The organism is Flavobacterium rivuli WB 3.3-2 = DSM 21788, assembly GCF_000378485.1.
GTDB lineage: Bacteria > Bacteroidota > Bacteroidia > Flavobacteriales > Flavobacteriaceae > Flavobacterium > Flavobacterium rivuli.
In genome coordinates this window covers 610,124-627,866 of sequence record NZ_KB899966.1, presented here as the reverse complement: position 1 = coordinate 627,866, position 17,743 = coordinate 610,124, and the positions used below count along the sequence as shown (strand labels likewise).

General features: G+C 37.8%; 19 protein-coding genes. 5 read left to right on the top strand and 14 right to left on the bottom strand.

The features are described from left to right. Positions 1 to 46: 46 nt before the first annotated feature. The gene (creD, locus tag F565_RS0103060) at positions 47 to 1,438 is read right to left on the bottom strand and encodes a cell envelope integrity protein CreD (protein WP_020211726.1); all 1,392 of its coding nucleotides are present in this window, start codon (positions 1,436 to 1,438) and stop codon (positions 47 to 49) included. Between the two features lie 598 nt (positions 1,439 to 2,036). Between creD and F565_RS23015 the strand changes: the two genes are divergently transcribed. Next, positions 2,037 to 2,258, top strand: coding sequence for a hypothetical protein (locus tag F565_RS23015; RefSeq protein ID WP_020211724.1), 222 nt, complete (start codon positions 2,037 to 2,039; stop codon positions 2,256 to 2,258). On the opposite strand, the gene F565_RS0103045 is transcribed toward F565_RS23015, so the two are convergent. From F565_RS0103045 to F565_RS21125, 9 genes are all read right to left on the bottom strand, one after another. Continuing rightward, entirely contained in the window at positions 2,223 to 3,647 is a 1,425-nt protein-coding gene (locus tag F565_RS0103045) for a B12-binding domain-containing radical SAM protein (protein ID WP_020211723.1), read from the bottom strand. The two genes, F565_RS23015 and F565_RS0103045, sit on opposite strands and share 36 nt — an antisense overlap. Before the next feature lie 5 nt (positions 3,648 to 3,652). After that, complete coding sequence (locus tag F565_RS0103040; protein ID WP_020211722.1) at positions 3,653 to 3,976, bottom strand: hypothetical protein; 324 nt, start codon at positions 3,974 to 3,976, stop codon at positions 3,653 to 3,655. A gap of 2 nt (positions 3,977 to 3,978) precedes the next feature. Further along, a complete protein-coding gene (locus F565_RS0103035; protein ID WP_020211721.1) occupies positions 3,979 to 4,416 on the bottom strand; it encodes a hypothetical protein in 438 nt (145 codons plus the stop codon). Between the two features lie 49 nt (positions 4,417 to 4,465). Continuing rightward, the gene (locus F565_RS21130; RefSeq protein WP_020211720.1) at positions 4,466 to 5,122 is read right to left on the bottom strand and encodes a DUF1361 domain-containing protein; all 657 of its coding nucleotides are present in this window, start codon (positions 5,120 to 5,122) and stop codon (positions 4,466 to 4,468) included. A 56-nt stretch (positions 5,123 to 5,178) separates the two neighbouring features. Beyond that, the gene (locus tag F565_RS0103025; RefSeq protein ID WP_020211719.1) at positions 5,179 to 5,475 is read right to left on the bottom strand and encodes a winged helix-turn-helix domain-containing protein; all 297 of its coding nucleotides are present in this window, start codon (positions 5,473 to 5,475) and stop codon (positions 5,179 to 5,181) included. Position 5,476: 1 nt separating this feature from the next. After that, positions 5,477 to 6,076, bottom strand: coding sequence for a hypothetical protein (locus tag F565_RS0103020; protein WP_020211718.1), 600 nt, complete (start codon positions 6,074 to 6,076; stop codon positions 5,477 to 5,479). A 77-nt stretch (positions 6,077 to 6,153) separates the two neighbouring features. Further along, positions 6,154 to 6,711, bottom strand: coding sequence for a hypothetical protein (locus F565_RS0103015; protein ID WP_154652519.1), 558 nt, complete (start codon positions 6,709 to 6,711; stop codon positions 6,154 to 6,156). A 242-nt stretch (positions 6,712 to 6,953) separates the two neighbouring features. Further along, positions 6,954 to 7,712, bottom strand: a complete 759-nt coding sequence (locus F565_RS0103010) for an alpha/beta hydrolase (protein ID WP_020211716.1) — start codon at positions 7,710 to 7,712, stop codon at positions 6,954 to 6,956. 77 nt (positions 7,713 to 7,789) lie between these two features. After that, entirely contained in the window at positions 7,790 to 8,770 is a 981-nt protein-coding gene (locus F565_RS21125; protein ID WP_020211714.1) for a YihY/virulence factor BrkB family protein, read from the bottom strand. 257 nt (positions 8,771 to 9,027) lie between these two features. Here F565_RS21125 and F565_RS0102990 point away from each other — a divergent pair, with 257 nt between their 5' ends. Beyond that, entirely contained in the window at positions 9,028 to 10,314 is a 1,287-nt protein-coding gene (locus tag F565_RS0102990; protein WP_020211712.1) for an NAD(P)/FAD-dependent oxidoreductase, read from the top strand. A gap of 75 nt (positions 10,315 to 10,389) precedes the next feature. Here F565_RS0102990 and F565_RS0102985 read toward each other — a convergent pair whose 3' ends face one another. From F565_RS0102985 to dnaN, 4 genes are all read right to left on the bottom strand, one after another. Continuing rightward, a complete protein-coding gene (locus tag F565_RS0102985) occupies positions 10,390 to 11,667 on the bottom strand; it encodes an acetyl-CoA C-acetyltransferase (protein ID WP_020211711.1) in 1,278 nt (425 codons plus the stop codon). 319 nt (positions 11,668 to 11,986) lie between these two features. Further along, positions 11,987 to 12,319 (bottom strand): hypothetical protein, encoded by a 333-nt coding sequence (locus F565_RS0102980; RefSeq protein ID WP_020211710.1) that lies wholly within the window; start codon positions 12,317 to 12,319, stop codon positions 11,987 to 11,989. A gap of 133 nt (positions 12,320 to 12,452) precedes the next feature. Continuing rightward, a complete protein-coding gene (locus tag F565_RS0102975) occupies positions 12,453 to 12,905 on the bottom strand; it encodes a response regulator (protein WP_020211709.1) in 453 nt (150 codons plus the stop codon). A 267-nt stretch (positions 12,906 to 13,172) separates the two neighbouring features. Then, a complete protein-coding gene (dnaN, locus tag F565_RS0102970; protein WP_020211708.1) occupies positions 13,173 to 14,291 on the bottom strand; it encodes a DNA polymerase III subunit beta in 1,119 nt (372 codons plus the stop codon). A 225-nt stretch (positions 14,292 to 14,516) separates the two neighbouring features. Between dnaN and F565_RS0102965 the strand changes: the two genes are divergently transcribed. The 3 genes from F565_RS0102965 (at position 14,517) to F565_RS23075 (ending at position 17,615) form a co-directional block, all read left to right on the top strand. Further along, positions 14,517 to 14,768: a DUF7660 family protein gene (locus tag F565_RS0102965; RefSeq protein WP_020211707.1), complete on the top strand. Its 252-nt coding sequence runs from the start codon at positions 14,517 to 14,519 to the stop codon at positions 14,766 to 14,768. A 212-nt stretch (positions 14,769 to 14,980) separates the two neighbouring features. Beyond that, positions 14,981 to 16,060, top strand: a complete 1,080-nt coding sequence (locus F565_RS23080) for a GAF domain-containing protein (RefSeq protein ID WP_020211706.1) — start codon at positions 14,981 to 14,983, stop codon at positions 16,058 to 16,060. Further along, on the top strand, positions 15,960 to 17,615 hold the full coding sequence (locus tag F565_RS23075) for a sigma 54-interacting transcriptional regulator (RefSeq protein WP_231559598.1): 1,656 nt from the start codon (positions 15,960 to 15,962) through the stop codon (positions 17,613 to 17,615). Before F565_RS23080 ends, F565_RS23075 begins: the two co-directional genes overlap by 101 nt. Positions 17,616 to 17,743: the final 128 nt, after the last annotated feature.

Sequence of the window (17,743 nt, the reverse complement as noted above, 5' to 3'; positions counted from 1 at the left end):
AAACCTGCGATTATTGTCGCAGGTTTTTCTTTAATGGCGCAATTGCTTATGCCGGTTTTGTGTTGTTCCAGTCTATAGTTCTGGAAACATACATAACTGCACCTAATATTAAGAATAGGCCTATACTGCCTGCAAGCAATGCATAACTTTCTAACTGTATAATTATATAAATAAAAGCATATAATGCCGTTAGCGAGGCAGCAATAAACAGCGGGAATTTTTTGTTTTTAAGAATTGATACAGAATATGTTCCAATCATTATTACTACAGAAATTCCTGCAATTATATAGGCCAGTTTAAAGCTGCTATGTTCTGTCATAGATATCAATAACGTATAGAACATTATTAGCGCAAGGCCTACCATACCATACTGAAAAATGTGAATGTTTATTTTACTGATGGTTTGTATCAGGAAAAAAATAAGAAAGGTAAGGCCTATTACAAGGAATCCGTACTTAGATGCCCTGTCGTTTTGCTGGTATTCATCTACAGGTATATGAAAATCAACATCAAATGTATATTTGCTTAATTCTGGCAGTGCTGTAAAATATTGCTGAACAAAGCCGCGGTTAAGATGCGATATTTTCCAGTTTGCACTAAAGCCGTTCTTGTCTACATGCTTACTTTCGGGTAAAAAGTTACCATCAAAACTTGGCGATGTCCAGTTAGATGTCATTTTGGCCTCGGTAATTTTACCAATTGGCACAATACCTATTTGTTCGGTACCATCATAAGCTATATTCAGGTTAAAATTTACAGCATCTGTAAATGCGTCCCTCATGTTTATGGCAGTTGTCTGCAGCGTTTCTACAGTGTCGTTCTGATTTTCGCTCGCAACAGGTTCAAAAGCATAAGCCTTGCCATTAAGATTAATATTTACTGCACCCTTAATGCTTTTAAGGTTGTTTGTTTTAATAACTATACTTGCCTTTTCCCAGTTTATATTTTCAGGTTTGATGCCTTGTGACGAAAAATCAGGCGTGGTGTAATGCCCTTTAAAATTCATTTTGGTATTAAAAACAGCCGACTCATAATTGTTACGGTGTTTATTTTCGGTCTTAGCATTGGTATTGATTTTCAAATCATCAGGAAAAAAATACGCATAATCTGTAACTACCAATCTTTGTACAGTAACCTGTTTGGTAATTTTATTGGTTATCTCCGTTTCAGATACCACCTGATAAGGCACCTTTAGTATAGGCCCATAAAAATAGACCGGACCTCCCCATTTATCAGCCATTTCATTTGCAACACCTTCCTGTAATGCTTTTCGGTCGCGAATAAGTGCCTTTACATATTCCAGAGGGAGCAGTAGCACAAGTGTTAGCAGCCCTACCATAAATACCCTTGCAGTGGTAGATTGCATAAAATTACTGTTTTGAGGCTGAGGGTACTTAAATTGTGGCTGGCCTTCATTTTGGTTTTGGTTGGTTTCCATAATGTTCTTTTTTTAAAGATTGATTTAATTTATGATAATTCTTAGATGAAATATTTGCTTTTAGATATATTAACTCTGTAAGAAAACTGATTTTAATATGTATATGTATAAGATGCCTATCGGAATATTTAGCAGGACGACAGAAATTTTTTTTGCAATTAATGGGGCGTGATCACGATCTGCAATCGCGAAAATGATAAAAGTGATTCCTAATAAAACATGAAATGCTGACAGCACCAACAGTAATACTGCTTCAACCATCAATATCACAATTAGCGACTCGGGTTCGCAATAAAAAAATAGTACAAAATTCAGGATGAAAAATATTGTTGAAATAATTAATGTGATTTTGAATACCCTGAAAGGGAAGAAAAGGTATTCCTTTACTTTTTCAGATATCCTATCAGACGATAAACTTCCATAATGTTTAGGATTAAAAAAGTTGAGAATATTCTGCATATCATTAGGTGTTTAGATTTATATAAAAATGATCATTATATATAGTGCTGAAATTGGTATATTAAGCAGCATTAGTGTTATGCAATTTTGCAGCTTTATAACCTGTTCTTTTTGATAGAAAGAACATAAAATTAATGTGATGAATATTATTAGATTAATTATAAAAATTAAAGCTATAATTGCAAGTATGTTGTATTCTACTGGTTCTAATACAGGCAAATTTGGCTCATTTACTATACTTAAAAAAAAGATTAGAGTTGCTATTATAAATGTTACAATAGTCGTTGCAATGGCAATGGCAGCCATAATCCTTGCCGATATTGAATTAAAGGATTTGAGAGTTTTTAACATTTTCAATTGATTGTATATTGATTAACAATTCATTGTCTTTAGGTTTTACTTTTGATAGCACCGACTCTAATACCGGTAATATATTATTGAGGTTTTTAGTCTTAATGAGAAAATTCCATACGGGTTCAAATTTTTTCCAGCCACCACTATACATTAGGTGCTTTAACTTATGTTTGTGCGACTCGTGGTTTAGGCTTGCTTTAAAAATATTTTCCCAACTGTAAAATTCCTTATACGCCCAGTTGTAACCGTCTTTAAGTTCATCAGCAGTAAGTTTTGTGGTTTGGTATACCACATTACGGGTATCGTATAAGTCCCAGTTTTTGGTAAGGATACGGCCCTGCTGTTCCATATCTTTATAAAGCTTAGTGCCGGGGTATGGTGTTAGTACATGGTAGGTAGATGTTGTAATAGAATTCTGAACACCCCAGTCTACCGTTCTTTTAAACACATCCTTATCGTCGTCATCAAGGCCAAAAACAAAACTTCCATTTATCATGATTCCTAAAGAATGTAATCTATTAACAGCCTCTATATAATCCTTTTGCAGGTTTTGCTTTTTATTGCTTTGCTTGAGGTTGACCGGCGAAAAGGTTTCAAATCCTACAAAGAGGCTTCGCAACCCGGCTTCAGCTGCTTTTTCTATAAGATTGCCACGAAGGATAGAATCTACCGTTGCAGCTGCCTGAAAAACCCTGTTCATCCCCTTCATCCCCTCAAATAATTCAGTGGCAAATTTTGCATTGCCAAGTAAATGATCATCCAGAAAGTATAAATGTCTGCCGGGGAGCCTTTCAATTTCGGCAAGTGCATCATCAACCAGTTGGGTATAAAATGTTTTGCCACCTTCAAAAAAAGCATCTTTATAGCAAAAATCGCAGTGGTGCGGGCAGCCGCGTGTAACCACTATAGAGTTAGGCACTAAATACCTGTTGCGTTTTATCAGGTCGCGCCTTATGGGCGGAATTTTATCTAATGTGCGTATTGCAGAGTTGTATACTTTTTGAGGCGTTCTGTTCCTGAAGTCTTTTAAAAAGCGTGGAAAAGTTTCTTCTCCCGGACCAAGAAAAATACTGTCTGCGTGCGGTGCTGCTTCATGCGGAAGAGACGTAACGTGTAGCCCTCCCAAAATAACATAAGCTCCCTGTTCGCGGTAATGATCTGCAATTTTGTATGCCCTGTAAGCATTAGTAATATAAACCTGAATGATTACCAGATCCGGATTGTCATTAAGTTTAAGCGTTTCTACATGCTGATCCTGCAAATCTATCTCGTCATCTGGCGAAAGATATGCTGCCAGAGTTGCCAGCCCTAATGGCGGGAATAGCGAATATTTGATAGGCCGCCAAAAAGGGCTTTCTGCTTCTGCCAGGGCAGGTAATATCATTTTTACTTTCATGATGATCAGTTTAAAAATTTGGCAAAACCGCACATTAAAATAAAATATAGTGCTGCTACTGCAAGGTTAGAAAGCACTAAATACATGCGGTTGTGCAGTTCCTGCCTGTAATATTCATGATAGTAGCCCGATATAAAGAGTAGTGTAACCACTGCAATATTGAGTGCTATAATGGGCAGCAATGTGTAGAGTAGCAGGTCGTAAACTATTGTGCTGTGGCCAACGTTCATTAATATTAACATCCAAATAGTGCCAAACGTAAAGGTAAATGCCCATACTACAACCGGCATCATTAATAGTCTGTCGGGTTTTTTAGCTTGTGTTTTCATGGTTATCGTATTAAAAAAGTGTCTTTAATACGTTCTACGGGCAGGTGCAGCATACCAAAATGGTCTACATCATAAAAGCGTAACGCCTGCTTTCCATCTTTATACCTTTTATAAAAGTAACCTGCATAGTGGGGGCACATAACTAAGCCTATACTCATGGCCAGTAAGGTTTTAAGGCTGTTAGACCCGTTGCCAAAAAGATAATACTGCACCGCGATATCTTCTTTTACAGATACCTGACCGCGGCCAATCAATAACTGGTAAACATCTTCCTTTTCGGCAGTAACATTAGTGCCATAATTGCTGTTTAAAAGATGCTTGCCAAGGTTATGTCCCAGGCTGCCTTCGGGATAATTAACAAGTTGTTTGGCGGTAATGTTTTTTGTCTTGCGTTCGAATTCTATGCGAACGGCCTCAATTTTTTCTTTCATAGTTTTCATATCGAAGTAGTATTTTACTTTGAAATTCAAAGTAGATGTATAAATTTTTTTATTTTTCAGGATTATAGTAAAGACGGAAGAGGAGGAATAGCAGTGTACCAAAGCCAATGGTAATACCCCATGCAGGTTTATAGGTTTCTTCCGCAATTAAACTGTGCAGTACATCGGCTGTAAGGGTAAAAGGTTTATGTAGAACATCCCAACTGTTATAGCGCAAAAATCGCCCGAGATAAATGCCAAAACCGGATAGCAGGCAAGTAGTAGCCATAACTACAGTTGCTGCTTTATTACTGAATTTTACGCTTAATATGTTGTACATATTTTTCATAGATGCAAGCCCAAACAGCATTCCGCATACGGTAAAAGATGTTATTAGTAAAATATCAAACCACAGCGGTATGTTGTTTTCCTTTTCAAGGTGTACAAAATCGGTAATTATATAAGGTGCATTAGGCAACAGCAATAACCAGCAGCCAAAAGCAGGGTAGAAGTACCATTTTTCTATAAGGTTAATCCGGTTCATAATTAACGACGATAATCCTAAGGGTGTGTAAGCTAAAAACAAATTCCAGATTAGGAAAAACAAATAGATACTCTGGGTTATTTTAGCGCGTACCATCAGTAAGGCAAGGCAAAAAAGGGCAAGTGTAAACAGCATAAAGTGCTGCCTGATTTCGTTTGCTACGGTTGATTGGGTAGGTTTCATTTTTTGTTACTTGTAAAGTACTTTGTTTTTCAAAGTAGATGGATAAAAAATTTTTGCTATCGTTTTTGTATTAATTTTTCAAGGGCATCAATATGGTCCTTAAAGGCTTTACGGCCCTCTTTAGTAGCCATATAGCGGGTATTTGGTTTTTTCCCTATAAACTGTTTTTCTACCATAATATAGTTTTCCGTTTCAAGCGCTTTGGCATGGCTGGCCAGGTTACCGTCCGTAACACCCAGCAGTTCCTTAAGCGTGTTAAAGTCGGCATACTCGTTTACCATAAGTATACTCATAATACCCAGGCGTATACGATGGTCAAAAGCTTTATTTATATGTTGTAAAATGTTTTTCAAACTATTTACGGTCGTATTTAAAGTACATTACAGAGCCATATAGTATGTGGCATACACCAAAACCAAGTGCCCAGAACTCCAGGCCGTAGCCCATAAAATAAGTGGCAACTAAACCAATACCAGTTATGGTTAACCCAAGATACCTTACATCGCGAAGTGTATACCTGCTGGCATTGATACAGGCCATGCCATAAAAAATAAGGGTAATGGGGGCTATGAGGCCATAATAATGATTTTTTATAAGAAGCAGCGCAAAAACACCACCGGTAACAAGCGGAATAAGAAAATTTGCCACAAGGCGTTTAGAGGTGCTGTTCCAAATGGTCTCGCCCTGCTTTTTTGCCTTTCGGACAGATAGCAGTAACCCGGTAACAACAGATAGTACCAATACAGCAACAGCCACAAGCAATATAAGCTTAAAAGAATAGCTGTCTACAATTACATAGCCACTATCAAGAGCATCTATATATTTTATAAAAAAAGCACCTGTTAGTGCATACACACCTGCCATGATACCCGATAGACCGCTAAGGGAAATAAACTGTGATGATTTATCCATCATCTTTTTTATGTCCTGTATATCCTTTAAGTAGTTTTCCATTTTAAAGTACTTTGAATTGCAAAGTAAATTATAATTATTGATGTGACAAAGAAATAGGGAAGAAATTTTTAAGGAAATTACTTAAGATCTTTTACAAAGCTGTTATTGTAAGTGGTAAATTGAAGCTGATTTAATGAGTCGCTGTCAATAACCTTTAGTTTAAGTTGTTCCGGTTTACTAAAATTAAGGTCGCTTTGCATACTGGAAAAGTAGGTATAGTCAATCTTATATTCAATCGGGAGGTAAGCATAATGCCTATATGTTGCAAAGCTGTAGGTAATGTCATCTGAAGTCACGAAACCATAAGAATACCTCCGTGTCTGATATTCGTAACCATTACTATTAAAGCTATATACTTTGTCGGCCTCATAATCCTGCGACATTATAATAAAGAGGAAAATGCCCAATAAAATAGTTACAAGTCCAGAAATAGATGCTATTGTAAGCATTATAAATCCCGGAATTTTTAGAAGCCAGGTTTTTGTTGACACAAGCCCAAAGGCTAAAATAATGCAAATTAAATATTCTATCGAAAAAAGTGTATAATCTATATAATCGCCAATGAGCGAAATCCCACACGCAAATAATGCTATGTGACTTGCAACAACTAATAAAATAATTTTTAATGTTTTCACCGACACCTTATTGTGGAAGTAAACATATAGGGGAAAGCTTGCAATATTAAACCCTATAAATGTAATTAAAGATAAAACATAGGTATAGTTCATGCATTATCTGTTTTTAATTCCTGTATATCCTTTAAATATTTAATCATTTTAAAAGTACTTTGAATTGCAAAGTAAATTATAATTATTGATGTGCCAAAGAAATAACGGATAAATTTTTAGGGGAAGATTAAATTAATGTCAGTTGTGAATTACCCCACCAGCCAGGTATACGCATCGGTAAATTCGCGAGCCCAAAGCAATTCGTTGTGTTTGCCGTTATGTACAATCTTTTTATGTAGTTGTTCAGGGGAGTTTACCCGTGCTAAAACCAGTTGCTCCATGTTGTCAATATCGGGCACCATGCCCATGCTCTCATGGTCGCCGGCCATGAAGTATATTCGTCCGTCAATATGGTCAATTGTTTCCATCAGTGCAAAAATCTCATCGCTGAACCAGAATGAAGGAGAAAACACCCCGGCATTACCAAACACATCGGGGAACTTTAATATCGCATAAAAAGATATCAGTCCGCCAACAGAACTCCCAAAAATTGTGGTATGCTCCTTATCAGTAATTGTTTTATAATTCCCGTCTACATGGGGTTTCAAGGTGTTTACTATAAAATCAAGATAGTCATCAGCATGGCCGCCACCATATTTTTCATTTTTATAGGGCGTCATTTCGTCAATGCGACGGTTAGGGCCGCCATGCTCTATACCTATAATTATGGCTTGGGAATGCAGTACGTTAAGCTTATCCTCCACATGCCAGTCACGCTTTTCAGATTCGGCATGATCAAAAACATGCTGACCGTCGTGCATGTAAATTACCGGGAAACGCTGGTCGCTATCTTCATAATTATAAGGCAGGTATACCCAAATGGTTTTACTGCGGTTTAGCTGTGGTGCTTCTATGGTAAATTCGGTAACAGTACCTAAGGTCTGTTTATCAGATGATGTGGTTTTCATGAGCAATATGGCAAAAATAGATGATGAGGGAAAAGGGAATAGGGATAAGGTATTCTGTATCAGGCAAATTGCTACTGTTATTCAAGGGGTTTGGTAACCTCTGTTTTAGTTGCCTTATCTACTTTTGTAATGTAAACATTTTCTTTTTCTGTTTCGTGTTGCTCAATAAACACTGCATATTCTGCGGGTTGTATACGCGATCCTTTAAAAATGGCGTATGCACGGGTAAACTCTGCACCAAAGTACAGTATGGCAGCAGTATAGTATACCCAAAGCAATATAACAATTAACGACCCCGCTGCGCCATAAGGCGATCCAGCACCGGTGGTTGTAATATAGATACCTATAATGTATCGGCCTAACATAAATAAACATGCCGTAAAAAAGGCACCGGCACGCACATGTTTCCACTTAATTTTAGCATCGGGCAGTACTTTAAATATTACACCAAACAATACTGTAATTACCCCAAAGCCTATAGCAATATTGGCAATATTGATGATTATAATCGTAAAATCAGGGAACATAGATTTTAAAAAGTTGTTTAGTGCAGCGAGTGCCCCGTTTATAATAAGCGAAACTATAAGCAGGAAACCCAGCCCTACTATTATAGAACCCGACAATAAACGGTCTTTCAGCATTTTTACCCAGCCTTTTTTAGGTTTGGCTTTTACCTTCCATATCATGTTTATAGAGTCCTGGATTTCACCAAAAACAGTTGTTGCACCTATTATTAACGTTACAATACCTATTATTATAGATATTGTAGAATTGCCGGATAGCTCAAGGTTGCTTATTATTTGTTGTACCTGCTTCGCGGCTTCGTTACCTATAATACCGTTAATTTCGGTAAAGATGCGGCCTTCGCTGGCTTCGCGCCCATAGAAGAAGCCTGCAAGCGATATAATAAGGAGTAGTAATGGCGCCAACGAAAATATGGTATAGTAAGACAAAGAAGCGCTTAGCTTTAAGCCCTTATCCATCATAAAACCATTAAAAGTGTCTTTAAGTACTTTAATACTGCTGTGTAAAGTTTTTTTGGTAAATATCTTTTTCATAGTGCTTGTATTCCTGATTTTGTGTATAAAAATAATTATTGTGGCAGGTAAAGACTACAATATTAACATATCTATAAATCATGTACATAATTTTAATATGCTTTTTTTTTGTTAATGGCATTGGGGTAAATCATAAGCTAATAATTTCATAAATTTATTAATGCTGTGCCAAGTTAATTGTGCATTAGCCTCAAAAAACGTAACTTTATACAGCATTTACAGGGGTATTTTTTAGGCTCTGTAACAATAACATTACCATGAAGATAGTTATTATAGGGGGCGGTTTTGCCGGGGTAAACCTTGCAAATGAACTTGCCGACAACAAAAATTTTGATGTTACATTAGTAGATAAGAACAACTACAACTTTTTTCCGCCGCTTATTTATCAGGTAGCAACTGCATACCTTGAGCCTTCGGCAATTAGTTACCCATTCAGGAGGTATTATTCTAAAAAGAAAAATATTCACTTTCGTATGGGCGAGTTTGTCTCTGTAAAACAGGAGCAAAATATTGCCGTATTGCATAATGGCGAATTAGAGTATGATGCCCTTGTTATTGCTACCGGTGCCGAAACCAACTACTTTGGAATGGAGAACGTTCGCAAGAATTCTATCCCAATGAAAACCCTTAATGATGCTATAGAGATGCGTAACAAGTTGTTGCAACGCATGGAAAAAGCAACATTATACACAAACAGCCGCGAACGCCGTAAGTATTTAAATATTGTTGTAGCAGGGGGAGGCCCTACAGGGGTAGAGGTATCTGGCATGTTTGCCGAAATGCGTAATGGTATACTACGCAAAGAGTATCCGGAACTTGCTACAAGTATAAGTAATATTTACCTTGTAGATGGTGGCGATGTACTGCTTGCACCTATGAGCAAACAATCGCAGCAGGATACATATGATGCGCTTACCAAGCTTGGGGTTATCATAAAATTAAACTCTCGGGTTACCGATTATATAGATGATACCGTTTACCTTGACGGGGGAGAAACTATACAGTCTAAAAACCTTATCTGGGCGGCAGGGGTATCTGCAAAGATATTCGATGGCTTAGCAGCAGAGAGCTATGGGCGTGGCAGGCGCCTTGCGGTAGATGCTTACAATAAAGTAAACCTTACCGCTAATATTTATGCCATAGGCGATACCTGTATACAAACTACCGATGAGGCTTTTCCCGGCGGGCACCCGCAGGTGGCACAGGTGGCTATACAGCAGGGGGAACATCTTGCTAAAAACTTAAAACGTGCCTTAAAAAATGAAACCCTTACAGCCTTTAAATATAAAGATAAAGGCTCTATGGCTATTATAGGCAAAAATAAAGCAGTGGTAGATTTACCTAAGCCAAAGCTGCACTTTAAAGGCTTTATAGCATGGCTAATGTGGTTGTTTATTCACTTGCTGTCGTTAATAACCTTTAGGAACAGGCTGGTAACGTTCTGGAACTGGATGGTATCGTACTTCTCTATGGACCAGCCGTTGCGAATGATCATCAGGCCGGAGAAAAGGGCTAAAAATGTTGCGGGAGAAACAAAAGTTTAAATTTTATTTAAGATGTATATAAAAAAAGGGGATAGCTTAAACTAAGCTATCCCTTTTGTCTTATTTGCAGGCAATTTATTTTTCCAGTATCATGGTCATGCCCTGGCCGCCGGCTGCGCAGACAGATATTAAACCTTTGCCACTGCCTTTCTCGTTCAGTAGTTTTGCAAGTGTAGCAATTACCCTGCCTCCCGTGGCTGCAAAGGGGTGGCCTGTGGCAAGGCTGCTGCCATTTACATTCAGCTTAGTGAGGTCGATACTGCCCAATGCAGTAACACCAAAGGCTGAAGACAGCTCTTCGCTTTCCCAGATTTTTAATAATGCCAAAACCTGAGCGGCAAAGGCTTCGTGGATTTCGTAAAAGTCAAAATCCTGTAGTTTAAGGCCGGCTTTTTGTAACATGCGTGGTGCTGCATATACAGGAGCAAGCAATAGGTTTTGTTTGTTCTCTATATATTCTATAGCGGCCATCTCGGCATAGGTAATGTAAGCTAATATAGGCAGGCCGTTTGCATTTGCCCATTCTTCGCTGGCTAATAAAAGACACGAGGCACCATCGGTTAGCGGAGAGGAGTTGCCTGCTGTAAGTGTACCGTGCTCTTTATCAAAAGCAGGGCGAAGTTTAGCCAGTTTTTCTAACGATGTATCGCGGCGCATGTTGTTATCCTGGGTAAGGCCAAGAAAAGGGCTAACCATATCGCTAAAAAATCCCCTGTCAGTCGCGGCAGTCATTTTCTGGTGGCTTTGTAATGAAAAAAGGTCCTGTGCTTCGCGGGTTATATTGTAAAATTTAGCAGTATATTCGGTATGGCCGCCCATAGACAAGCCTGTGCCGGGTTCAAGGTTAGCCGGTGCCTCCGGACTAAAATCTTTCAGTTTTATTTTTAAAATATTACCTATCCTTTCTGTAGCACTTTTGCTGCGGCGGGCGCGTAACAGCAGCTTGCGCACATGCTCATTAAGATATAGAGGTACATTGCTTGTGCTATCTACACCGCCGGCAATACCGCAATCTATCTGGCCAAGGGCAATTTTATTAGCAATATACATAGAAGCCTCGAGGCCGGTGTTGCATGCCTGCTGAATATCGCAGGCCGGTGTTTTAGGGTCGAGTGAGGTATGTAAAACGCATTCGCGCATCAGGTTAATTTCCCAGCTGTGCTTTATAACCGCGCCACCCGCTACTTCGCCCAGCTGCTTACCGGCAAGGTTATATTTATCTATAAGTCCATTTAGCGTAGCCACCATCATATCGGTATTGCTGGCTTCGGCATAATTAGTAAACTGTCGTGCAAAGGGTATACGGTTATAGCCTACAATGGCTACTTTTCGCGCTATAGTATCGGTTGGCATAATGTGTTGTTTAGAGATACCAAGGTACGAAATTTCTGAATTGAAACTGAGTTGCAAAGAAGGAGAGTTTCAAAGTAAGAAAGTTGCTAAGTAGCAAAGCAGGATACATTGCTGTACTATATAATGTAAAATAACCCGGGGTACTACCCCGGGTTAATATGTGTTGCCCTTACAGGATTGGCAATAGTATTTGTGAAAAATACTTATTGTGATTTAGATATAATCTTTAGAAAATGTGTAGCTTAATATGAAATCTACATTCTAAAATCTGAAATTTTTAATATAGCTTAATCTGAATTCTAAAATCTGAATTCTGAAATTAATTTACCTCTCTCTGTATTTCTTTAAGGCGTTTTTTTGTGCTGCGCAATACATCGCGTACATCGCGTACGGCATCACGCGCAACTTTATCTACCTTGGCTAACTTTTTAGCAAATGCCTGCATTTTTACTATATCGGCTTCTTCTACTTTAGGTTTTATCTCTTCGGTAAATTTTATAAACTCTTCGGTAACGGTATCTATAGCACTATAGGCATTATTAAGATCGGCATATACTTCTTCAATTTCCTTAACGGCTTCTTTAAAAAGCTGGGTATTTTTTTTACTAATTTCCTGTAATTGCTTTCTTTCCTTTTTGCTGAACATTTCCATAATTGGGGGCGTATTTTAAAACGCTGCAAGGTGTGCATTAATACGAAATTACACGTTAACCCCGCGTTACCTCTTCATTATATTTAGTACTAAAATAAATAAGCAGGAAGCAGGATTATGTAGGTGCACCATTTTAAATAGCCATAACATAAGTACCAATATTCAGGTTAAGGTAATGGTATTGCCAGTTTAAACTCAGTACCTTTTCTATAGTTGCTTTAAGGCCAATATAGCTTGTTGTTTTCTTTATGTATATATTGGCTCCAGTAACTAAGGTGTCGTGTATATCTTCATCAGAGTCGCTGGTAGAGTAAATTGCAATAGGCATATTATTGCATTTTTCCATTGTGCGTAGTTCCTTAAGGCATTTTTTACCGGTAACTCCCGGCATGTTAAGGTCTAAAAAAAGTATATCGGGAATTATAGTATCTATCAGGCTTAAATACAAAATTACTGCAGCCCCCGAATTAAATGACTGAAATACGTGATTAGTGTGTACTTCACCTAATGCTTCTTCAAAATACATGCAATCCTCAATATCATCATCAACAAGGACAATATTTACACTTTTAGTATTTTTTTTCATATTTCCGATATTAAATTTAAAGAACGATTTAAAACTGTGTATAAATGTAGTCTTAAAAGAAGGTAATAAAATTTAATATTCTGTTTAATGTTTCAAAATAATAAATTTGGCTTAATTTGTTATTTTGTTCTGATGATCAATTATTTATAAAGCAGGAGGTTTTATTTTTGGTTAAACAATTTATCTTTCACAGCTAATAAAAATAAACCCCTTAAACGTTCTTGTTTAAGGGGTTGTATATCATCAGGCCAAAGCCATAATTATTATTTAACTGTTAAGCATAACCGGCATAACAAGCATGGTTACAGTTTCGCCTTCGTCAAGGCCATCTACAGGAGTAAGAATACCTGCGCGGTTAGGCAAAGACATTTCGAGCATTATTTCGTCGCTTTGCAGGTTGGTAAGCATCTCTGTAAGAAAACGAGAGTTAAATCCTATCTGCATATCATCGCCCTGGTAATCGCAGGTAAGGCGCTCTTCGGCCTTGTTGCTGTAATCAATATCTTCGGCAGATATATTAAGTTCAGTACCGGCAATTTTAAGGCGTATCTGGTGGGTAGTTTTGTTAGAGAAAATAGCTACACGACGTACAGAACTAAAAAACTGCGTCCTGTTTATCATTAACTTATTAGGGTTCTCTTTTGGTATCACCGCTTCGTAGTTAGGGTATTTACCATCTATAAGGCGGCAGGTAAGTACATAATTATCAAAAGAGAAGGTAGCATTAGCGTCGTTATATTCAATCTTAACTTCTGCATCGCTTGCTCCCAGTATGCCTTTAAGTATGGTAAGCGGTTTTTTAGGCATAATAAAATCTGCCACCTGAGAGGCAACTACATCTGTTCTTTGGTATTTAACCAGCTTGTGTGCATCTGTAGCTACAAAGGTAAGCCCTTGTGGCGAGAACTGGAAAAACACACCCGACATTACCGGGCGAAGATCGTCGTTACCGGCTGCAAAAATAGTTTTGCTTACTGCTGTGGCAAGTACCTCTGCAGGAACTATGGTTACAGACGGGTCTTCAAGGCTTACTGCCTTAGGAAATTCGTCGCCGGCTGCATAAGCCAGTGCATATTTACCGGAGTTAGAGCTTATCTCTATAGTGTTGTTTTCTTCAACAGTAAAAGTAAGTGGCTGCTCCGGGAAGGTCTTTAAAGTTTCAAGTAATAATTTAGCAGGCACTGCTACGCTGCCTTTGCTTTCTGAATCTATTTCCAGTACGGCAGACATCGTGGTCTCAAGGTCTGAAGCAGATACCTTAAGCTCTGTATTGTTTAATTCAAATAAAAAGTTATCTAAAATAGGCAGGGTATTACTACTGTTAATTACACCATTAAGCACCTGCAGCTGCTTTAGTAAATATGAACTTGATACTATAAATTTCATCGTAGGTTTTGTGTTTATTGTAAAAATACCTAAAATTTTAGGTGTAGCAAATATATTGTAATCAAATTGAACTGGAAAATTTTATAAACACTTATTCGGGTAAATTGTAGTTTAAAAATTTATTAACTTAAATACCATAATTAATCACGAAATGAATTATTAGTAAAGAAATCTTTTTAAAGAGTTAAACTATAAATAATTATTTAAGCCTATATTTGGTAACGTATGAATACAATAATTATGGATGAAGATAATGAATTACAACTTGTAGTAAAAAATATTAAAACAAGAGAAGACTTTGAAGATTTCTTAGAAAAATTAGTTGCCGATTACAGCCAGAATAAAGAAGCCTGGCAAAACGATACGTTACGGTCGTACCTTGAAGCATTGCATGGTTTTAACTACGATAGCGAAAAAGACCGTCCATCATGGAAAGCCTTTGCCGAAATGCTCCTGGCAGCAAGGCATTACGAGTAATATTTTAAAATAACGGTTTTATACACGGCAATTATGTGCTGTGTATAAAACCGTTATTTTTAATTTAAAACTGTCATGTATTACGTTACTATGATTTGATAAATGTAGACTACATTTTCTGTAAATTTACATCACAAAATAAAGTTAAGCAGTATTTATTTTAACCGGACCCGGTTGCCGCTTGCAAATTTTGTAACGAATAACTACAGTACATGAAAAAAGTAATAACTACACAAAATCCTGATGAGCCGCACAGGGATAATTATCTGGAGCAGGAAAGAAAGATTCTTCTTGAGTTGGGAAAAGATATTACCAAAGTAAGAGAGAAGAACGACCTTATTATGCTTTTTTCTAAAAGGATTAAGGGACTGTTTTATTTTACACATACCATTGTTACCCTTATAGACCAAAAAGATGAAACCTACTGGCCATTTCTTTTAAATACAGATGCTTCGCCCATACGTGTACACACTTATTACGACCAGCTCGTTGCGTCGCGTTTTAAGCTTAACGAGCCTTTTATAAACGGTGTTATAGCAGCCGAGGGTCCTGTGTCTTTTATGCTGGAAGATGTAATGGATAAGCCTGAAAGTCCACGATTTTTAAAGGTAAATTATGAAGGCGGCATTAAAGAAATTTTAATGACAACCTTATGGAATGCTGATAAGCCTATGGGGTTCCTGCACATATATTCTGATAGGCAGGATAGTTTTACCCCACAATTCAGGAATATTATTAAAGGTATTGCGCCACAACTTTCTAACGCGGTTTCTAATATTATTAAAAATGAAGAGCTGGAAAAAAAGGAAAACGAAAAATCGTTCCTGCTGGATTTTAGTAATGATATTGCTGCCGTAAGGAGCAAGGCCGAACTTGAAATGGCTGTTAAAACTGCGCTTAGAAAAATAAATAATATAAAGGGGTTTGTAGTACGAAAGATAAATGCCGATGGTACTACCATGAGCACCTACATTCACGATGATAGTGTGATTCCTGAAGGCGACCCTATAATGATTGATGTAGGGCGCGAAAAATTTCCTATTTATGATGGCCTGCAAAGCAGGGTGTTAGAGAGTTATATACCGCTGCTTTTTAGTGTTGATATTGAGATAGAAAGAGGGGTAACGTCTGCCTATTTATTTTTTTGGAAACGGTTGGGATATAAAAGAATGGTGGGTATTGCACTGCGCAATGGCGAAACCAACCTTGGAATTTTATGGCTGGGTTATAGACGAAATAAATATATCGCTGTTACAGGGTATTTGCGCGCAGATATCTACTGCTATGGCTAATATCCTTGCTAATGAAGCTTTAGAGAAAATAAATCACGAACAGTCTGTATTATTGCAGTTTAGCAATGAAATTGCCGGTGTGCGCATTAAGGCTGATTTAGAGTGTGCCGTTATTAATGTTTTGCGCGATGTTCTTGATACTAAACTGGCCATGATACATACGTTTGATGATGATGGTTTTGGCTTAACGCCTTACATGTCTGACACAAGTTTGTTTAAAGATGTAATGCCAAGCCACGACGAGCGCGTTGCTATAAAACTAACTATAGAGGAGCCTTACACAGCCAGGGTTGTAAGCAGCAAGGAACCTGTGGTTTTTAATGTAGAGGAAGAGTTAAGGACAACAAACTCTTTATTTGCCCAACTCTGGAAAAAGGTAGGTTTCCAGAATACGTACGCTGCGTTATTACGGGTAGGCAATACTAATGTGGGCACATTGTGGCTCCTGGCAGATTATCTTGACCCGGCGGTTGTAAAAGGTATTTGTTCTCAAATATCTATGGCAATTGCAAATATACAGGCTAACGAAAAGCTTATTTTGTACAAGCAGCAGCTGGAACAGGAAAATGTATACCTAAAAGAACAAATAAAAACGATATATAATTTTACCGAAATTATAGGCAACGGCCCGCAAATGCAAAAGGTGTATCAGCTAATGTCGCTCGTGGCAGAGTCTAACTCTACCGTACTTATATTAGGCGAAACAGGAACGGGCAAAGAGCTTATTGCAAGGGCTATACATAATGCATCGCCCAGAAAAGATAAGCTTATGATAAAGGTAAACTGTGCTGCCATGCCTGCAAACCTTATAGAGAGCGAACTTTTTGGACATGAAAAAGGTGCTTTTACCGGTGCTACAGAGAGGCGCATAGGCAAATTTGAACTGGCAAATAACAGTACCCTGTTTCTTGACGAAATAGGAGAGATGCCGCTTGAGGCTCAGGTAAAATTACTGCGCGTTATACAGGAGCGTGAGCTGGAACGGGTGGGTGGTAAAGATACTGTTAAAGTAAATGTAAGAATTGTAGCTGCTACAAACCGCGACCTTGAAGAGGAGGTAAATGCGGGCCGTTTTAGATCGGATCTTTTTTACAGGCTTAACGTTTTTCCTATACTGTTACCACCTCTTAGGGAAAGAATGGAGGATATGGAGGCACTGGCTAATTTTTTTGTATCTAAATATAATAAAAACACAGGTAAAAACATTACACGTATATCGCCTAAGGCAATGCAACAGTTACACAGCTACTTATGGCCGGGTAACGTGCGCGAACTGGAACACCTTATAGAGCGCAGTGTGCTTATGACTACAGATAACCTTTTGCGAGAAGTGTACCTGCCTAAAAAAGCAGATACCCAAAATGCACCCGAAGAAAATATATTTAGCAAAACCCTTGAAGATATGGAACGTACCTTTATAATAAGCGCCTTAAAACGCTGTAAAGGAAAAATATCGGGTGCGGGTGGCGCGGCAGAAGTGCTGGATATACCCGGAAATACCCTGCACTCTAAAATGAAAAAGCTGGATATTACTAAAGCTGATTATTTTAGCTAATGTTTTTATTTCAAAATAGTTTGACCAAGTAATTATTGTAATTGGCTCCTTACCTTTTCAGACACTAATTTCACTTATTTTCACTAATGATTGGTGTAAATAAGTGAAATGATGGTGGTTATAGCATG